This is a genomic window from Pedococcus bigeumensis, from assembly GCF_039531795.1.
Taxonomy (GTDB): domain Bacteria; phylum Actinomycetota; class Actinomycetes; order Actinomycetales; family Dermatophilaceae; genus Pedococcus; species Pedococcus bigeumensis.
Genome location: NZ_BAAAQS010000003.1, coordinates 1,000,565 through 1,017,070, shown reverse-complemented (window position 1 = coordinate 1,017,070; position 16,506 = coordinate 1,000,565). Strand labels below are relative to the sequence as shown.

Annotated in this window: 16 protein-coding genes; 7 read left to right on the top strand and 9 right to left on the bottom strand. The window is 71.4% G+C overall.

Going from position 1 to position 16,506, the window contains the following annotated elements:
• Positions 1 to 11 precede the first annotated feature (11 nt).
• Entirely contained in the window at positions 12 to 899 is an 888-nt protein-coding gene (locus ABD262_RS15455) for an oxygenase MpaB family protein (protein WP_344138248.1), read from the top strand.
• Positions 900 to 932: 33 nt separating this feature from the next.
• Here ABD262_RS15455 and ABD262_RS15450 read toward each other — a convergent pair whose 3' ends face one another.
• The gene (locus ABD262_RS15450; RefSeq protein WP_344138082.1) at positions 933 to 2,207 is read right to left on the bottom strand and encodes an MFS transporter; all 1,275 of its coding nucleotides are present in this window, start codon (positions 2,205 to 2,207) and stop codon (positions 933 to 935) included.
• A 59-nt stretch (positions 2,208 to 2,266) separates the two neighbouring features.
• Here ABD262_RS15450 and ABD262_RS15445 point away from each other — a divergent pair, with 59 nt between their 5' ends.
• Positions 2,267 to 3,154, top strand: a complete 888-nt coding sequence (locus ABD262_RS15445; RefSeq protein ID WP_344138079.1) for an NYN domain-containing protein — start codon at positions 2,267 to 2,269, stop codon at positions 3,152 to 3,154.
• Between the two features lie 13 nt (positions 3,155 to 3,167).
• On the opposite strand, the gene ABD262_RS15440 is transcribed toward ABD262_RS15445, so the two are convergent.
• Entirely contained in the window at positions 3,168 to 3,749 is a 582-nt protein-coding gene (locus ABD262_RS15440; protein ID WP_344138076.1) for a pentapeptide repeat-containing protein, read from the bottom strand.
• Between the two features lie 110 nt (positions 3,750 to 3,859).
• On the opposite strand from ABD262_RS15440, the gene ABD262_RS15435 reads away from it, so the two are divergent.
• The 3 genes from ABD262_RS15435 (at position 3,860) to ABD262_RS15425 (ending at position 7,637) form a co-directional block, all read left to right on the top strand.
• The gene (locus ABD262_RS15435) at positions 3,860 to 4,957 is read left to right on the top strand and encodes a citrate synthase 2 (protein WP_344138073.1); all 1,098 of its coding nucleotides are present in this window, start codon (positions 3,860 to 3,862) and stop codon (positions 4,955 to 4,957) included.
• Between the two features lie 154 nt (positions 4,958 to 5,111).
• Positions 5,112 to 6,233: a phosphoserine transaminase gene (gene serC / locus ABD262_RS15430; protein ID WP_344138070.1), complete on the top strand. Its 1,122-nt coding sequence runs from the start codon at positions 5,112 to 5,114 to the stop codon at positions 6,231 to 6,233.
• A gap of 135 nt (positions 6,234 to 6,368) precedes the next feature.
• A complete protein-coding gene (locus tag ABD262_RS15425; protein ID WP_344138067.1) occupies positions 6,369 to 7,637 on the top strand; it encodes a lytic transglycosylase domain-containing protein in 1,269 nt (422 codons plus the stop codon).
• A gap of 198 nt (positions 7,638 to 7,835) precedes the next feature.
• Here ABD262_RS15425 and ABD262_RS15420 read toward each other — a convergent pair whose 3' ends face one another.
• From ABD262_RS15420 to ABD262_RS15410, 3 genes are all read right to left on the bottom strand, one after another.
• Entirely contained in the window at positions 7,836 to 9,134 is a 1,299-nt protein-coding gene (locus ABD262_RS15420; RefSeq protein WP_344138064.1) for an MFS transporter, read from the bottom strand.
• The gene (locus ABD262_RS15415; RefSeq protein WP_344138061.1) at positions 9,131 to 9,598 is read right to left on the bottom strand and encodes a MarR family winged helix-turn-helix transcriptional regulator; all 468 of its coding nucleotides are present in this window, start codon (positions 9,596 to 9,598) and stop codon (positions 9,131 to 9,133) included. The genes ABD262_RS15420 and ABD262_RS15415 overlap by 4 nt, the downstream gene beginning before the upstream one ends.
• Positions 9,599 to 9,739: 141 nt before the next feature.
• Entirely contained in the window at positions 9,740 to 11,251 is a 1,512-nt protein-coding gene (locus tag ABD262_RS15410; protein ID WP_344138058.1) for an NCS2 family permease, read from the bottom strand.
• 54 nt (positions 11,252 to 11,305) lie between these two features.
• Here ABD262_RS15410 and ABD262_RS15405 point away from each other — a divergent pair, with 54 nt between their 5' ends.
• Positions 11,306 to 11,560, top strand: a complete 255-nt coding sequence (locus ABD262_RS15405; RefSeq protein ID WP_344138055.1) for a DUF2530 domain-containing protein — start codon at positions 11,306 to 11,308, stop codon at positions 11,558 to 11,560.
• A 167-nt stretch (positions 11,561 to 11,727) separates the two neighbouring features.
• Here the strand turns inward: ABD262_RS15405 and ABD262_RS15400 are convergent, their stop codons facing one another.
• The 3 genes from ABD262_RS15400 to ABD262_RS15390 form a co-directional block, all read right to left on the bottom strand.
• A complete protein-coding gene (locus ABD262_RS15400; RefSeq protein ID WP_344138052.1) occupies positions 11,728 to 12,651 on the bottom strand; it encodes a type IV toxin-antitoxin system AbiEi family antitoxin domain-containing protein in 924 nt (307 codons plus the stop codon).
• A gap of 193 nt (positions 12,652 to 12,844) precedes the next feature.
• Complete coding sequence (locus ABD262_RS15395) at positions 12,845 to 13,606, bottom strand: DUF3027 domain-containing protein (RefSeq protein WP_344138049.1); 762 nt, start codon at positions 13,604 to 13,606, stop codon at positions 12,845 to 12,847.
• A complete protein-coding gene (locus ABD262_RS15390; protein ID WP_344138046.1) occupies positions 13,606 to 14,001 on the bottom strand; it encodes a cold-shock protein in 396 nt (131 codons plus the stop codon). The genes ABD262_RS15395 and ABD262_RS15390 overlap by 1 nt, the downstream gene beginning before the upstream one ends.
• Before the next feature lie 115 nt (positions 14,002 to 14,116).
• Here ABD262_RS15390 and ABD262_RS15385 point away from each other — a divergent pair, with 115 nt between their 5' ends.
• Positions 14,117 to 15,532, top strand: a complete 1,416-nt coding sequence (locus tag ABD262_RS15385; protein WP_344138043.1) for an MFS transporter — start codon at positions 14,117 to 14,119, stop codon at positions 15,530 to 15,532.
• Here ABD262_RS15385 and ABD262_RS15380 read toward each other — a convergent pair.
• On the bottom strand, positions 15,525 to 16,454 hold the full coding sequence (locus ABD262_RS15380; protein WP_344138040.1) for an aldose 1-epimerase family protein: 930 nt from the start codon (positions 16,452 to 16,454) through the stop codon (positions 15,525 to 15,527). The genes ABD262_RS15385 and ABD262_RS15380 overlap by 8 nt on opposite strands.
• Between the last annotated feature and the right edge of the window lie 52 nt (positions 16,455 to 16,506).

Genomic DNA, 16,506 nt, shown 5'->3' with positions numbered 1-16,506 from the left:
TGCTCACGCCGATGGCCGACAGCGCCCGCCGCCAGCTCGCGTCGGCCCTGCGGTCCCGCGTCGCCGGCTCCGACGCCCAGGCCAAGGCCGAACGCATCTGGGGCGCCGAGGGCCCGCGCTGGTTCACCCCGGACGACCCGATCTGGCGGGTCCATGCCGACGCCGCGATGTTCCCGGGCGGCATCCGGGCGCTCCTCCTCCAGTCGCTGCACCCGCTCGCGATGGCCGGGGTCGCGGGGCACTCGGGCTACAAGGGCGACCCGTGGGGCCGGCTCCAGCGCACCAGTGAGTTCCTCGCCACCACGACCTTCGGCACGATCGACCACGCACAGGAGCAGATCGGACGCGTCCGCTCGATCCACGAGCGCGTGCGCGGCAAGGCCGCCGACGGGCGCCCTTACTCCGCGAGCGACCCCCACCTCCTGGCCTGGGTGCACGCGACCGAGGCCGACAGCTTCCTGACGGCCTACCAGCGCTACGCGGTGGCACCGCTGAGCGACGCCGAGGCCGACCGCTACGTCGAGCAGGGCGGCATCGTCGCGAGCGCCCTCGGGGTGGTCGACCCGCCCACCACCGTCGCCGCGCTGCGCGCCACGATCGAGGGCTACCGCCCCGAGCTCGAGTCGACCGCCGCGGCGCGCGACGCCGCGCGGTTCCTGCTCGTCCACCCACCGCTGCCGCTGGCGGCCAAGCCGGGGTATGCCGCGCTGGCAGCGGGTGCCGTGGCGATGCTCCCGCGCTGGGCCCGTCAGCCGCTGCGGCTGCCCTGGCTTCCGCTCACGGAGCGGCTCGTCGGTCGTCCGCTCGGCGCCGTGGCCACCTCGATGGTCCGGTGGGCGATGGCCGACGCGACCGACGAGCGGCGCCGGGCTGCCGAGCGTCGCGGCAGCTCCGTCTGACCACAGCAGCGCAGCACCCGTCGTGCTGCGCCGCTAGGGCGTGGGGTGGCGGGAGTCGTAGCGCAGGAACCCCGGTTGCAGCCGGGCCAGGACGAGGATTGCGAGGACGCAGGCGAACCCACCCACGACGGCCGTGCGCGCTTCGCCGATGCCGTTGGACAGGAAGCCGCCGGTCATCTCCCCGAGCCGGGGCCCGCCCGCCACGACGACGATGAACACGCCCTGCAGCCGGCCGCGGAGGTGGTCGGGGGTGGCCGACTGGAGGATGGTGGTGCGGAAGACCGCGCTGACCGAGTCGGACGCACCGGCGACCGCCATGGCGACGAGCCCGAGCCACAGGGCGGCTCCACGTGACATGACGCCACCGGCGGCGAGCATCGCTCCCCCGAAACCCGCGATCGCGAACCCCCAGCCCACGATGGACACCAGGATCGCCAACCCCTGCCGTCGCACGTGGCCGAGCTGGCCGGAGAAGAACATCGCGACGATCCCGCCGACAGCAGCCGCGGCCGACAGTGCGCCGACCGTCTTGGCCCCTCCCCCGAAGATCACCGCGCCGGCAGCGGGGAAGAGCACCCGCGGCTGGGCCAGCAACATGGCGCAGATGTCGGCCACGAAGGTCATCCGCACGTTGGGCCGCGTCGTGAGGAACGCGAACCCGTCGAGCACCGACCGCAGCCCGGGACGCGTGGGGGCGGCACCCTCCTCGGGCTCGGGCGGCAGCGACGGCAGCGTGGCCAGCCCCCACAGCGCGGCGGTCGTGATGAGCGCGTCGGCGGTGTAGGCGGCCTTGAACCCGCCCCAGTCGACGAGCACCCCCGCCAGTAGTGGGCCGACGGTCATCGAGGCATTCATCGCGAAGACCGACAAGGCGTTCGCCGCGGGCAGCAGCTCGCGCTCGAGGATCCGCGGGTAGATCGAGGACCGCGCCGGCGACGACACCGCGAAGGCGCCGTTCCACAACGCCACCAACGTGTAGAGCACCCAGACGTGCGTGTTGCCGACCCAGGCCTGCAGGGCGCACAGGATGCTCGACACGAACGCGACGGCCTGCGCGATGAGCCCGACCTTGCGCCGGTCGAAGTGGTCCACCAGCGTGCCGCCGTAGAGACCCATGAACACCAGCGGCACGAGCGCGCACATCCCCACGATGCCGACCGCCGCCGTCGAGCGCGTGATCTCGTAGACCTGCAACCCGATGGCGACCACCGCCATCTGCGAGCCGACGTTCGAGAGGGTGAACCCCACGTACAGCCGCCGGTACGGTGCGTTGTCCCGCAACGGGGTCAGGTCGAGGAGCAACGGCACGAAGCGACTGTATGCCGCGGCGCGCAGGCCGCGCCGCCGGGTGCCGTAGCGTCGGGGTCATGGACCCCCGCGCCCGGATCGCCCTGCTCATCGACGCCGACAACTCCTCCGCCTCGAAGATCGACCTGATCCTCAACGAGCTCAGCGCCTACGGCGAGACCAGCATCCGCCGGGCCTACGGCAACTGGACCAAGGCCGGGCTGCGGCCGTGGGCCGAGGTCCTGCACCCGCGGGCGATCCGGCCGGTGCAGCAGTTCGACTACAGCCGCGGCAAGAACGCCAGCGACATGGCGATGGTCGTCGACGCGATGGCGCTGCTCTACAACGACCACCCCGACGCGTTCGGGATCGTCTCCTCGGACGCCGACTTCACCCCGCTGGTCATGCACCTGCGCGAGCGGGGCGCCGCGGTCTACGGGTTCGGCGAGCGCAAGACGCCCGAGCCGTTCCGGTCGGCCTGCACGAAGTTCCTCTTCCTGGACCAGCTCGCTGACCCCGACGAGGTGCGGCTGGACGAGGCCGGCCCGCAGGCCGAGGCCGTGTCCGCCATGGCCGAGTCCGGCGAGGCCCCGTCGGGCAGCCCAGCCGCGCGGGGCAAGGCCACCAAGACCGCGAAGAAGGCCGCGACCAAGGCCGCCGCCAAGGCTGCACCCAGGGCGGAGCCGAAGTCGGAGCCCAGCCCGGCCCGCCGGACCACGGCCGAGCTGCGACAGGACAACGGCCTCGTGCGGCTGCTGCGCAACGCCGTCTCCCGCGCAGCGGACGACGACGGCTGGGCCAGCGTCGGCGCGGTCGGCAACAGCATCTCGAACCAGTCCTCGTTCGACTCGCGCAACCACGGCTACGCGTCGCTGAGCAAGCTGCTCAAGGCGACCGAGCTGTTCGAGGTGCGCACGGTCGGCAACACCATGTCGGTGCGCGACAAGCGCCAGGCCCGCAAGGCCTAGTCAGGCACTCAGCTCAGTCGGCGACCTTGAGCCCGAGCTCGGCGGCCAGCGCGGGGCCGAGGTCGATGAGCTGCAGCGCCGACACCGTCGCCCCGCGCAGCCCCGCGACACCGCGCGGGCCGGCGAGGTCGGCACCGGTCAGGTCGACGTCCTTGAAGGTGCCCTTGGTGAAGTCGGGCGACACCAGGCGGCACCCCTCGAACGACACCCTGGTGAGCCTGGCCTCGCCGAAGTCGGCCTCGACGAGCTGGCAGTCGACGAACTCGACGTCGAGCAGGGTTGCGCCACGGAGGTTGAGGAACTCGACCTTGCAGCCCTCGAAGCTCACCCGGGCCAGCTCCGACCCGTAGAGCGCCACCGCGCCCATCCGCGCACCCTGGACGAGGCAGTCGGCCCACGACGACTCGGCGAGGTCGAGGCCTGCCCCGTGCACGGCATACAGGCTGGTCTCGGAGAACCTCGCGCGAGGGGCCCGCAGCTCGCTCAGGTCGCACCGCTGGAAGGTGCACTCGAGGAACCGCGCCCCGCCCGCCGAGGCGCCACTGAGGTCGGCGGTGAAGACCTCTCCGTCGTAGTCCGTCTCGGCCGTGAGCATCGGCCCATAGTGACCCATCGGGCGGACAGTGCAGAATGAACCCGCCAGTAGGTATGCGGGCGCCCCACCGGGCGACCCGCACCAACACCCCCCATGCCGAGAGGACACCGATGTCCGACAGCGACTTCAAGCCGGGCCTCGAGGGCGTCATCGCCTTCGAGTCAGAGATCGCCGAACCCGACAAGGAAGGCGGTGCGCTGCGCTACCGCGGCGTCGACCTCAAGGACCTCGTCGGCAAGGTCAGCTTCGGGCAGGTCTGGGGGCTCCTGGTCGACAACGGGTTCGACCCCGGCCTCCCGCCGGCCGAGCCGTTCCCACTGCCCGTGCACACCGGCGACATCCGCGTCGACGCCCAGTCCGCGATCGCCCAGCTCGCGCCGCTGTGGGGCTTCAAGCCGCTGCTCGACATCTCCCCCGAGCAGGCCCGTGACGACCTCGCCCGCGCGTCGGTGATGATCCTGTCGTTCATCGCCCAGTCCGCGCACGGCCAGCACACCCCGATGGTGCCGCAGTCCCGTGTCGACGAGGGCCGCACGATCGTCGAGCGCTTCATGATCCGCTGGCGTGGCGAGCCCGACCCCAAGCACGTCGAGGCGATCGACTCCTACTTCACCTCGGCTGCCGAGCACGGCATGAACGCCTCGACCTTCACCGCGCGGGTGATCGCCTCGACCGGCGCCGACGTGGCGGCCTGCCTGTCGGGCGCGATCGGCGCCCTGTCCGGCCCGCTGCACGGCGGGGCTCCCTCCCGCGCGCAGCACATGATCGAGGGGGTCGAGCGCAGCGGCGACGCCCGCGCCTACGTCAAGGACGTCCTCGACCGGGGCGAGCGCCTGATGGGGTTCGGGCACCGCGTCTACCGCGCCTACGACCCGCGGGCGGCGGTCCTGCGTGACACCTGCAAGCGGCTCGGCGCCCCGCGCTACGACGTGGCCCTCGAGCTCGAGCAGGCCGCGCTCACCGAGCTGCGCGAACGCCAGCCCGACCGCGTGCTGGAGACGAACGTCGACTACTGGGCGGCCGTGCTGCTCGACTTCGCCGACGTGCCCGGCGACATGATGACGCCACTGTTCGTGTCGGCGCGCACCGCCGGCTGGTCGGCGCACATCCTCGAGCAGAAGAAGACCGGTCGCCTCATCCGCCCGTCGGCGCGCTACATCGGCGAGGGCCCGCGCGGGCTCGACGCGGTGAAGGGCTACAAGGGCTGAGCCCGAGCTCGGTATGCCGCGTGGTCGCGACGGCCACGCGGCATACCCCTCGCGCCTCGTCCAGGCGCCTCGTCCGACCGTCCTCGTTCGCCCCTTCGTTCCGGGTGGTGGACCTCACGTCCCACGCCTCGGGACGGGGTGAGAGACTGACCGCGTGACCGAGACTGCGACGCCCACGATCCCCGCCGACCTGCTGCCCAAGGACGGCCGGTTCGGCTCCGGGCCCTCCAAGGTGCGACCCGAACAGGTCGCCTACCTCGCCAGCCTGGGCACCACCCTGCTCGGCACCTCGCACCGCCAGGCGCCGGTGAAGAACCTCGTCGGCGCGGTCCGCGAGGGCCTGTCCGACCTGTTCAGCCTGCCCGAGGGTTACGAGATCATCCTCGGCAACGGCGGCTCGACGGCCTTCTGGGACATCGCCGCGTTCGGGCTGGTGCGCGAGCGCGCCCAGCACCTGGCCTTCGGCGAGTTCTCCTCGAAGTTCGCCTCGGTGACGCAGAACGCGCCGTTCCTCGGCGACTCCACGGTCATCAAGGCCGACCCGGGCACGCTCGCCGCACCGCGCGCCGAGGCCGGGGTCGACGTCTACGCGTGGCCGCACAACGAGACCTCGACGGGCGTGATGGCTCCGGTCAAGCGCGTCGAGGGGGCCGATGACGGAGCCCTCGTGCTGGTCGACGCCACCTCCGGCGCCGGCGGGCTCCCGGTCGACGTCGCCGAGTCGGACGTCTACTACTTCGGCCCCCAGAAGTGCTTCGCGGCCGACGGTGGCCTGTGGCTGGCCGCCTTCTCCCCTGCCGCGCTGGCCCGGGTCGACGAGATCGCCGCGTCGGGTCGCTGGGTGCCCGACTTCTTCAGCCTGCCGACGGCCGTCACCAACAGCCGCCTCAACCAGACCTACAACACGCCCGCCCTCGGCACGCTCGCGCTGCTGCGCAGCCAGGTGGACTGGATCAACGAGCAGGGTGGGCTCGACTGGGCCGTGAAGCGCACGGCCGACTCCAGCGGACGCCTGTACGACTGGGCCGAGCGCACCGCCTACACGACGCCGTACGTCGCCGACCCGGCCGCACGCTCGCAGGTGGTGGCCACGATCGACTTCGACGACGACGTGGACGCGAGCGCCATCGCCAAGACGCTGCGGGCCAACGGCGTGGTGGACGTCGAGCCCTACCGCAAGCTGGGGCGCAACCAGCTCCGCGTGGCCACCTTCCCCGCCGTGGACCCCGAGGACGTGTCGGCCCTGATTGCGTGCATTGAGCACGTTGTGGGCTGATTTGCGGTCCGTTTTCCGGTCAGCAGACCCGCTCGACGCGTAACCTCGGGCCGAACCACTCGTTGAGCCTCGTGTAACCCGGGGTGGACACCGTGGAAGCCCCGCGGTGAGACAACGACGTCGAGGAGCCGGACGATGACACGCACGATGCGACTGCCGTGGCGGACTGCCGCCGGAGCCGTGCCGGCCATCGTGCTGGTCGCGAGCGGGATCGCCCTCGCCGCGACCGGGGGCAACCCCGCGACCGACATCGTCGCCGACTCCGCGCCCTTGGTGACCGTGCCCGACACCGCTCTCGACCGGCTCGACGCGCCCGTGCTGCCGTCGCTGCCCGAGCTCCCGGCGCCCTCCGAGGCGCAGCCCACCCCGCTCTCCGAGTCGGCCGGGCTGCCCTCGTCGATGAGCGCCAACGGCATCCCTGCCGCTGCCCTCGAGGCCTACCGCCGGGCCGCCACGATCGTCGACGCCGCCGACGCGCAGTGCCGGATCGACTGGGCCCTGATCGCCGCCATCGGCAAGGTCGAGTCGAACCACGGCCGCTACGGCGGCAACGGCATCGACCGCGACGGCACGGTCCGTCCCGGCATCTACGGCATACCGCTGAACGGCAGCAACGACACCGCCACGATCCGCGACACCGACGGCGGCGCATACGACCGCGACCTCACCTGGGACCGCGCGGTCGGGCCGATGCAGTTCATCCCCGGCACCTGGCGCGTGGTGGGCGTGGACGCCAACGGCGACGGTCGCAAGGACCCGCAGAACATGGCCGACGCCGCGACGGCCACCGCCGTCTACCTCTGCTCGGGCCCCGGCGACCTCAGCACCGAGCCCGGCGCGCGCTCCGCCGTGCTGCGCTACAACCACAGCGATGCCTACGCCGACCAGGTGCTGGCGATTGCCGCCGGCTACCGCGGCGGCTACACCGTCGTGCCCGGGTCGGACCTCAGCGAGGCGCAGCGCAACGGCTCCCCCTTCCTCCCCGCGGGTGAGCCGCGGCCGATGGCGAGCTACGACCCCGTGAGGGCCTCCCAGCCCGCGGCCGGGCCCGGGGTCACGCCCGGCGCCACGCCCGGCAAGGGTGGCTCGACGGGCAAGCCGGGCAGTGATGGCACCAGCGCTGGGACCGGCTCGACCAGTCCGACGCCCAGTCCTTCGTCCACCAGCGGCGGCACCGTGACCGACGTCGTCGGCGGCGTCGTGGGTGGCGTCGTCGGCGGCATCACGGGGAGCACCACCACCCCGACCCCGACGCCCACCCCCACGCCCAGCAGCTCGACCGCCACCCCGACCACGGCGCCGCTCCCGCTCACGGTGTTCCCGGTCGGTGGCAAGTGCCCGGCCGGCTACGATCCGGGCCTCAACGCCCTGGGCATCGTCATCATCTGCAACCTGCACCAGTAACCAGCGCGCGAGCCAGCGCCCGCGAAATAGCGCCCGAACCGGCGCCCGCAAACCGTCGCCCGCGAACCGGCGTGCTCGGACCAGCGCGCGCTCGCGGCGCCCGCGCGAGACCGGGTCAGCGCAGGAAGCTGGCGACCACCGCGGCGGCGACCACGATGACGAGCACCGCGATCGTCACGCGGCGCCGGAAGACCGGCGTCACCGCGCCGCCTCGGGCACCGGCTCGGAGACCTGGGGTTGCGGGAGGGTGCGGATCCGGATGCGGGGCCGCCGCTGGGACTCGTAGGTCACCTGGACATTCTCGTGCCTGGCCATCCAGACCGACACCACCACGAGGGTGATAGCGATCGCGATCGTGCCGATGCCGATCGTCCAGCGTGGACCCCAGACGTCACCGATCCAGCCGATCAAGGGCGCGCCGAGCGGGGTGCCACCCATGAAGATCGCCATGTAGAGGGCCATCACGCGACCGCGCATCGCCGGGTCGACGCTGATCTGGACCATCGCGTTCGCGGTGGTCAGCGCGGTGAGCGCGGTGAGGCCCACCGGCACCAGGGCCAGGGCGAAGAGCAGGTAGCTGGGCGCCATCGCGGCCAGCCCGCTCGCGATGGTGAAGCCGACCAGGGCGAGGAGCAGGATCCGCAGTCGCGGTCTGGCTCGACGAGCCGACAGGAGGGCGGCGGTGAGCGACCCGATGGCCATGATCGAGCCGAGCAGGCCGTACTCCTGGGGCCCCTTGCCGAACTCCTTGGTGGCCATCAGGGCGGTGGTGATCTGGAAGTTCATGCCGAACGTGCCCAGCACGAAGACCAGCACCATGACCAGCTGGATGTCAGGGCGGCTGCGCACGTAGGCGACCCCCTCGCGGATGGCGCCCCTGCCGCGGGCCAGCGCCGGGGCCGGCCGCAGCTCGCTGGGCCGCATCGACGCGAGCGCCAGCAGCACCGCCACGAAGGTCAGCGTGTTGAGCATCAGGGTCCAGCCGGTGCCGAACGCCGCGATCGTCAGCCCCGCGACACCGGGGCCGACGAGGCGGCCGGCGTTGAACGACGCGCTGTTGAGCGACACGGCGTTGGCGAGGCGGTCGCGCGGCACCATCTCGGAGACGAAGGTCTGGCGGGCCGGGTTGTCCACGGCGGTGGCGACACCGGTGAACAACGCGATGCCGTAGACCATCCACAGCTCAGCGGCGCCGCTGACCACCAGCACGCCGAGGGCGAGGGACGACAGTGCGAGCGAGGTCTGGGTGATGGCCAGGATCCGCCGCTTGGGGTAGCGGTCGGCGATCATCCCGGCCCACGGGGCGAGCAGCAGGAACGGGAGGAACTGCAGACCCGTGACGATGCCGAGGGCCGAGGACGAGTGGTTGGTCAGCTCGGTGAGCACCAGCCAGTCCTGGGCGACCCGGCCCATCCACGTGCCGATGTTCGAGATGAACGCACCAGCGGCGTAGATGCGGTAGTTGCGGATGTCGAGCGAGGAGAAGGTCGGGCTCACTCGTTGGCCACCCGGGTCAGGATGGCCGAGGCCTGGCGCAGGACCTCCTGCTCCTCGGCGGTGAGGTGACCGACGCGGACGGACATCCAGGCGTCGCGCTTGCGGCGGATGTCGCGCAGCAGGGTCGTCGCGTCCTGGCTCAGCGACAGGATGACCTGGCGGCGGTCAGCGGGGTCGGCGGTGCGCTCGACGAGCCCGCGCTCGACCAGGGCGGCGACGGTGCGGGTCATGCTGGGCGCGCTCACCTTCTCGATCTCCGCGAGCTCGCTCGGGGTGCGCGGCGCTTCCTCGAGGCGGCAGAGCACCGAGAACTGGTGCGGCGCAACGACATGCGTGCTTTCGAACCGCACCCGGCGGCTGATGCGCATGCAGGCGAGTCGGAGCTCACCGGCGAGGGCGGAGACGGCAGAGGGCGAGAGACCAGCGTCGGCAGCACGGCGCGTGCGTGCGGGGGGTGGTGTCATGGCTTCTCTCCTTGTCGGTACTTAGCATAACTCATTACCTGTGCTAAGTATTTCTGGGAAGCCGGCCCCGAGACGGGTATGCCGCGTGGCCCCCTCACTGGGCCACGCGGCATACCTGCCTCTTCTGGTCTGGGGCGGCGGTCAGCCGACGCCCAGGACCTCCTTGATCGGGGTGATCGCGAAGTAGATGACGAACAACGCCGACACGGCCCACAGCAGCGGGTGGATGACCGAGGCCTTGCCGCGCACCACCTTGATCAGGGTGTACACCACGAAGCCGGCGCCGATGCCCACGGTGATGGAGTAGGTGAACGGCATCAGGACGATCGTCAGGAAGGCGGGGATCGCGATGTCGAGGTCGTCCCAGTCGATGCCCCGGACCTGCTGCATCATCAGGAAGCCGACCACGACCAGCGCCGGGGTGGCCGCCTCGTAGGGCACCACCTTGACCAGCGGGGCGAGGAACGTGGCGAGCAGGAACATCACGCCGGTCACGACCGAGGCCAGCCCGGTGCGGGCGCCCTCGCCGACTCCGGCGGCCGACTCGATGTAGGACGTGTTCGACGAGACCGAGCCGGCACCACCGGCGATCGCGGCGACCGAGTCGACGAGCAGGATCTTGTCGGAGTTCGGAGGGTTGCCGTGCTCGTCGAGAAGGCCCCCCTCGGCGCCGACCGCGACCATCGTGCCCATCGTGTCGAAGAAGTCGGCGAGCAGGAGGGTGAAGACCAGCAGCAGGGCCGCGACGAAACCGAGCTTGTCGAACGACCCGAGCAGGTTGAAGTTGCCGATCAGCGAGAAGTCGGGGACGTCGAGGACCTTGTCGGGGAGCGCCGGGACGTTGAGGCCCCAGCCGGCCGGGTTGACGAACTTGCCGGTGGCGTCGAACTGGCCGCCGATGTTGCCGATCGCCTCGACGATGACCGCGAGCACCGTGCCGCCGAGGATGCCGTAGAGGATGGCGGCCTTCACCTTGCGGACCATCATGATCACGATCGCCAGGAACCCGAGGACGAAGATGAGCAGCGGCCAGCCGTTGAGGGTGCCGCCGATGCCGAGCTCCACCGGGACCGGCCCGGTGCCCGTGCGGCGCACGAAGCCGGCGTCGACCAGGCCGATGATCGTGATGAACAGGCCGATGCCCACCGAGATGGCGGTCTTGAGCTGTCCGGGGATCGCCTTGAACACCGCCTGCCGGAAGCCGGTCAGCACGAGCACGAGGATGATCACGCCCTCGATGACGATCAGGCCCATGGCGTCGGCCCAGGTCATCTCGGGCAGCTTGGCGATGCCGAACGTGACGAAGGCGTTGAGGCCAAGGCCGGTGGCGAGCGCGAGCGGGTAGTTCGCGACGACGCCCATCAGCAGCGTCATCACGCCGGCGACGAGCGCCGTGCCGGCCGCGACGAGGGTCTGGGCCTTGACGATGTCGCCCCCGCCGAGGAACTGACCGACGCCGTCCTGCTGCGTGCCGATGATCAGCGGGTTGAGCACCACGATGTAGGCCATCGTGAAGAACGTGACCAACCCACCGCGGACCTCGCGGCTGAGGGTCGAGCCACGCTCGGTGATCCGGAAGAAGCCGTCGAGTCCGCCGGACCTGGCCGGGGAGGGACGGTGCGCCGCCGTGGGCGGGGATGAGGGCTTGGCCATGGGCAGCAGGGTAGGGCCTGCGTGATTGCGAATCGTGAAGGCTACGCTGCCCGCATGAGCGAGTCGCGGGGTCGGGCCCGACCGGACACGGACGAGGAGCTGCAACCCCTCGCCGTCAGCACCGCCCGCGTCGTGCTCTGGGGCGAGCTCGCCTGGGTCGTGGCGCTGGTAGTCATCCTCGCCGTGCCGGCACTGCACGAGGGCGAGCGCGACTGGTGGCCGTGGGTCCCGGTGGCCGGGATCGTGCTGGGCCTGATCGGGTTCTCCTACGTGCGCCGCGGTCGCGGCAACGCCGCCGGCGCCCAGTAAGGCCTTCCCCGGACCCTGACTCGCGCCCGCCCCCCGACCTTCCCCCCGACCTTCCCGCCGACCTTCTCCCGCAAAACGGTGGTTGCTCGATGAAACGGGCTCCACAGATGACGTTTTGTCGAGCAACCACCGTTTTGCGGGGCTTGAAACGAGGACCCGGCGACCGGTCACGCTGCCCTGGTGCGACCGAGCGCCGCCCGGATCCGGGCCAGGATCCGCTCCGGATGGGCGAGCTCGTCCCAGGTGAGCCGGACCACCTCGTATCCCAGCTCCCTGAGGCGGTCCTCACGCAGCTTCTCGGCCAGGACGACTGCCGGGCCGTCGTCGCCGCGGTACTTCAGGGCGCCGTCGAACTCCACGACCACGCGGCCCGCGACCAGGAAGTCGACTCGACCCACCAGCTCGCCGCGCTCGTCGCGCACGGAGGCTTGGGACTGGAGGGGCAGGCCCAGGGCTTGGAGCACCAGCCGGGTCCTGCTCTCGCCGGGTGACTCCGCAGCCGGGTCGAGGCTCGCCAGGGCCCGGCGGAGGCGGGCAGTCCCGCGCAGGCCCCGACGGAGTCGCCGGGCCGCGGCCTGCAGGTCGCCCAGGCTGCATCGGCCGTCGTGCAGGGCCGCGTCACCGGCGACGACGCCTGCCTCGACACTGACCGAGGAGCTCGTGACGATGGCATCGGCGACCGCGAGCGTGTTCAGCCCGTCGAGCTCCACGCGAGCCACGAGCGCACGCAACGGCATGACCCGCAGCCCCGATGTCGTGGTGGTCTCCTGCACATCGGCCATCAGCACGACGAGGCCGCGGTCGACGTGCCACAGGGGCAGACCGTGCAGGGCGAGCGCCGAGTGGTGGGTGGCCACCTCCGACCTGCTCCTCGAGCGCATCGTCGCCGCGACGCTGAGCCGGTAGCGCTCGTCGCGGCCGGCTACGGTCCAGACGGACGCGTCGGCATACGCCCCTCGCCTCACCCGCACCAGCTCGCCGCGGTCGACCCAACGCCCCACCTCGTCGGCCGAGATCCCGAGCGCGGTCAGCTGCACCGCACCGATGACGCCCTGCTGTGCGGTCAGCAGTGCCTGCGACTGGGAGTCCATGTCGCGAGGGTCGCGCTCACCAGCTCGGTGCGGCCGCTGCCACCGACGGCCCTGTGGAAGGACGTGTCCGGAGGCGGCGGCCTGTGGAGAGCCTCAGCGCAAAACCGGTGGTTGCTCGACGAAACGGCCTCCATGGGGCCCGTTTCGTCGAGCAACCGCCGTTTTGCGGGCGACCGGGGGCGGGAAGAGCGGGTCAGACGAGGTCGTAGGCGATCTCGTCGACGATGGGCTGACCGACCGGCATCGGCTCGGCGGGCTCGGCGTCGACCTCGGAGTGGGCGCCGCAGCCGTGGTCAAGACTCACGACGCGACCGTCGGAAGGTGACCAGGCGTTGGCGCACACGCCGAAAAAAGAGCGAAGTGCACCTGCCATCGGGAGGAAGTACCCGCACGACGAGCAGGGAGCCGGGGCCTTCTCGGCGACCTCGGCGTGCGGACCGTTCTCGCCCTCGTACCACCGTTGCGCCGCAGCCTCACGGCCCTCGGCCGACAGCACGCGCTTGCGGCCCAGACCCAGCTCGTAGGCGGCCAGCTCGTCGACCTCCTCGTCGCCGGTGGCCTCGAAGCCGGGCTCGAGCAGCGGGTCGTCCTCCTTGTAGGGGAGCACGTCGCCGGCGCCGAGGTCGCCGGGAGCCAGCCGCTCGGCATACGGGAGCCACTCGGGCGACAGCAACGCGCCGTCACCGGGGACGAGGTTGGTCTCGCAGACGGTCGCGGTCTTGCCCCGCGGCACGCGGGCGATGGTGATCGCCCACCGCCAACCCGGGTAGGAGCTCGCGGTGCACGCGAAGTAGTGCGTGCCCAGCCGCTCGTCGTCCATCTCCATGCCGAGGTGGTCGCCGACCGTGCCGCGCTCCGCGATCGACTCGGCCGCCTCACGGGCCAGGTCGACGGCGGCGGCGAGGACGGCATCCGGCTTCGCCGAAGCCGAACCGGGACGCTGCTGGGCGGCCATCACGGGTCGATCTGGTCGGCGAGGAAGCGCAGGACGGCGGCGAGCTTGGTGGCGTGGTCCTTCTCGGGACGGCGGCCACGCCGCAGCGCGTTGGACGCGTTGTCGAGCAGCTTGATGGCGTCCTCGACGAGGGGGGCGAGGTCCTCAGGGGACTTGCGTGACGCCTCGCGCTTGCCCGCCGTGACGGTCGGGGCCGCCTCCAGCAGGGTCACCTGCAACGCCTGCGTGCCGCGACGGCCCTCCGCCACGCTGAACTCCACGCGGGTGCCGCCCTTGAGCGTCGCGACGCCCTCGGGGAGAGCGTTCGCGTGCAGGAACACGTCGCTTCCGTCGTCGTCGGAGATGAAGCCGAAGCCCTTCTCCGCGTCGTACCACTTGACCTTGCCAGTAGGCACTTGACTTCCTCTTGCCTCGAAAAAAGTGTGTGGCGCGCCGATGCGCACTCGCAAGGTTATCGGGTGGGTCCAAATCCTTTTGAGGGTTGTCGGCGCCGTGCGGGAGGATTCCCCGGTGAGCGAGCAGTCGACGTCAGGCCACAGCATCCGCGAGTTCTGGGGAGAGCTCCCTCCGGCGGGGCGCTGGCTGCTGTCCACCGTGGCCGTGCAGACCCTGGGTCGGGGCCTCACGCTGCCCTTCACGGTGATCTACCTCCACGAGGTGCGCGGCATCTCACTCGACCTCGCGGGGCTCCTGATGGCCTTCATCGCCGTCGTCGCGCTCGCGGTCACCGGCCCGGCCGGAGCCCTGACCGACCGGCTCGGGGCCCGCACCATGCTGCTCTGGGCCACCTCCGCGCAGCTGGTGGGGTGTGTCGTGCTCGCGTTCGCCACCACGCCGCTGGTCTTCGCGGTCGGCTTCCTGTTCCTCGGCTTCAACTTCGGGGTCTCGTGGCCGGCCTTCAACGCCCTCGTCGCGGCGGTGGTCACCGGGCCGGCGCGGCAGCAGTACTTCGGCATCAACTTCGCGCTGGTCAACCTCGGCATCGGTCTGGGCGGGGTGATCGGCGGCCTCTACGCCGACGTCGACAACCCCACTTCCTTCACCGTGATCTTCCTCGCCGATGCCGCGAGCATGCTGGTGCCGATCGGGCTCCTGCTCGGCCCGTTGCGGCACGTGCACGGCCGGGCCGAGAAGCCGGCGGACGCCGAGGTGGGCGAGGGCTCCTACCTCACGATCCTGCGCAAGCCGGCCGTCGTGTGGCTGACCCTGATGACGTTCCTCGGCGTGTTCGTCGGCTACGGCCAGATGGAGGCCGGCTTTCCGGCCTTCGCGCGCCAGGTCAGCGGGGTCTCGACGGGGGTCATCGGGTTCGCGTTCGCGGTCAACACCGCGGTGATCGTCGGCCTGCAGTTCTTCGTGCTCCGACGGATCAGCGGCAAGCGGCGCACCAGGGTGCTGATCGTCATGGTCGCGCTCTGGTCGGTGGCCTGGGTCGTGCTCGGCCTGACCGGGCTGGTGAGCGGCACGGTGGCGGCATCCGCCGGGGTGCTGCTGTTCCACGCGTTGTTCGCCCTCGGCGAGACGCTGCTCCAACCGACCATCCCGGCGATCACCAACGACATGGCTCCCGACCACCTCCGGGGCCGCTACAACGCGGTCAACGCCGGGGCGTTCCAAGCCGGGACGATCCTGGGCCCGGTCGTGGCCGGGTTCATGCTCAACCACCAGTGGTCGACCGGGTTCGTGGCGATGATCGTGGTCGGGTGCGGCGTGATGGCGGTGCTGTCCCTGAGCCTGGAGCGTCGCATCACCCCGTTCGTCAACGGTCTCCAGGGCGAGGTGACCCGTTCGCCGGGCACCGACGCGCCCGTGCTCGACCCCGGCGTCGACTCCACGGCGCACGACGCCACCGGGCTCGACTCCACCGGGCTCGACTCCACCAGGCTCGAGCCCACCGGGCTCGAGGCGCGCCCGCGCGTCAGCTGAGCGCCGCCGGCTCGATCCCCCACCGGGCCGACCACGAGTCGCCGGGTGCCAGCACGACAAGGCCTTCGCCGGTGTTGAAGGCGTTGGCGGGGCACGACATCGGCTCGACCGCGATGCCGCGGACTCCGTCGACCCCGGTGTCCTTGCCCTTCGCAGTGAAGACCTGCGCCCAGTCGAGCGACCCGTCGCCCCACACGCTGACATCACCGGTCCCGAGGCCGCCCACGACCACCTCCCACCCGCCATCAGCTCGAGTGCGGGTGAGGCCTGTGTATGCCGTGTCGAGCGCCGTGGAGCCGAGCCGTCGCCGGGTGCGGAAGTCGACCTCGGGTCGCACGGCTGCGGTCCCGGTCGGGACCAGCTGCTCGTCCACGATCACCTCGAGCCAAGCCGGGATGGAGAGCTCGACCTCCGCCAGCGGAGTGTCCCCGAGGGCGACGTAGGGGTGCGCTCCGAAGCCGAACGGCGCCGCGGTGTCGCCGACATTCGAGGCGTGCACGCTGACGACCAGCCCGTGCGGCTCGAGGACGTAGTTGACGCTGAGGTCGAGGGTCGCGGTCCAGCCGGGCTGGGGGTGCAGCCGGGTGCGCACGGTCAGCGCCGACCAGTCGTCGGCGTGCCAGTGCAACAGCCAGGTCGCCCACCGCACCAGGCCGTGGCTGGCGTTGTGCAGGGCCGGCTCGCTGAGGCCGAGCTGATGCTCCGCCCCCTCGAAGGTGTACTTCCCGTCCCGGATCCGGTTGGGCCAGGGCATCAGCACCTGTCCGCGACCTGCGCGGCACATCTCGTCGACGGCGTAGCCGGCCACCACGTCGGTGCCGTCGACCCGGTAGGTGCGCAGGCCGCCGCCCACCTCGACGACGGTGGCCTCCTGGCGTCCGTCCCGAAGGGTCCACTGCTCGCCGCTGGGAGAGGTCGTCACGCCGCTCACGCTAGTGCGGCCGTCAACGAGCCGCCCGAGGTCGGAGTGCGGC

What these genes read in the sequence shown, in the direction of transcription:
- ABD262_RS15455 (WP_344138248.1), top strand. Translation starts at nt 12, where the DNA reads ATGGCCGACAGCGCCCGCCGCCAGCTCGCGTCGGCCCTGCGGTCCCGC.
- ABD262_RS15445 (WP_344138079.1), top strand. Translation starts at nt 2,267, where the DNA reads ATGGACCCCCGCGCCCGGATCGCCCTGCTCATCGACGCCGACAACTCC.
- ABD262_RS15440 (WP_344138076.1), bottom strand. Translation starts at nt 3,749, where the DNA reads ATGCTCACGGCCGAGACGGACTACGACGGAGAGGTCTTCACCGCCGAC.
- ABD262_RS15435 (WP_344138073.1), top strand. Translation starts at nt 3,860, where the DNA reads ATGTCCGACAGCGACTTCAAGCCGGGCCTCGAGGGCGTCATCGCCTTC.
- ABD262_RS15425 (WP_344138067.1), top strand. Translation starts at nt 6,369, where the DNA reads ATGACACGCACGATGCGACTGCCGTGGCGGACTGCCGCCGGAGCCGTG.
- ABD262_RS15415 (WP_344138061.1), bottom strand. Translation starts at nt 9,598, where the DNA reads ATGACACCACCCCCCGCACGCACGCGCCGTGCTGCCGACGCTGGTCTC.
- ABD262_RS15410 (WP_344138058.1), bottom strand. Translation starts at nt 11,251, where the DNA reads ATGGCCAAGCCCTCATCCCCGCCCACGGCGGCGCACCGTCCCTCCCCG.
- ABD262_RS15405 (WP_344138055.1), top strand. Translation starts at nt 11,306, where the DNA reads ATGAGCGAGTCGCGGGGTCGGGCCCGACCGGACACGGACGAGGAGCTG.
- ABD262_RS15400 (WP_344138052.1), bottom strand. Translation starts at nt 12,651, where the DNA reads ATGGACTCCCAGTCGCAGGCACTGCTGACCGCACAGCAGGGCGTCATC.
- ABD262_RS15395 (WP_344138049.1), bottom strand. Translation starts at nt 13,606, where the DNA reads ATGGCCGCCCAGCAGCGTCCCGGTTCGGCTTCGGCGAAGCCGGATGCC.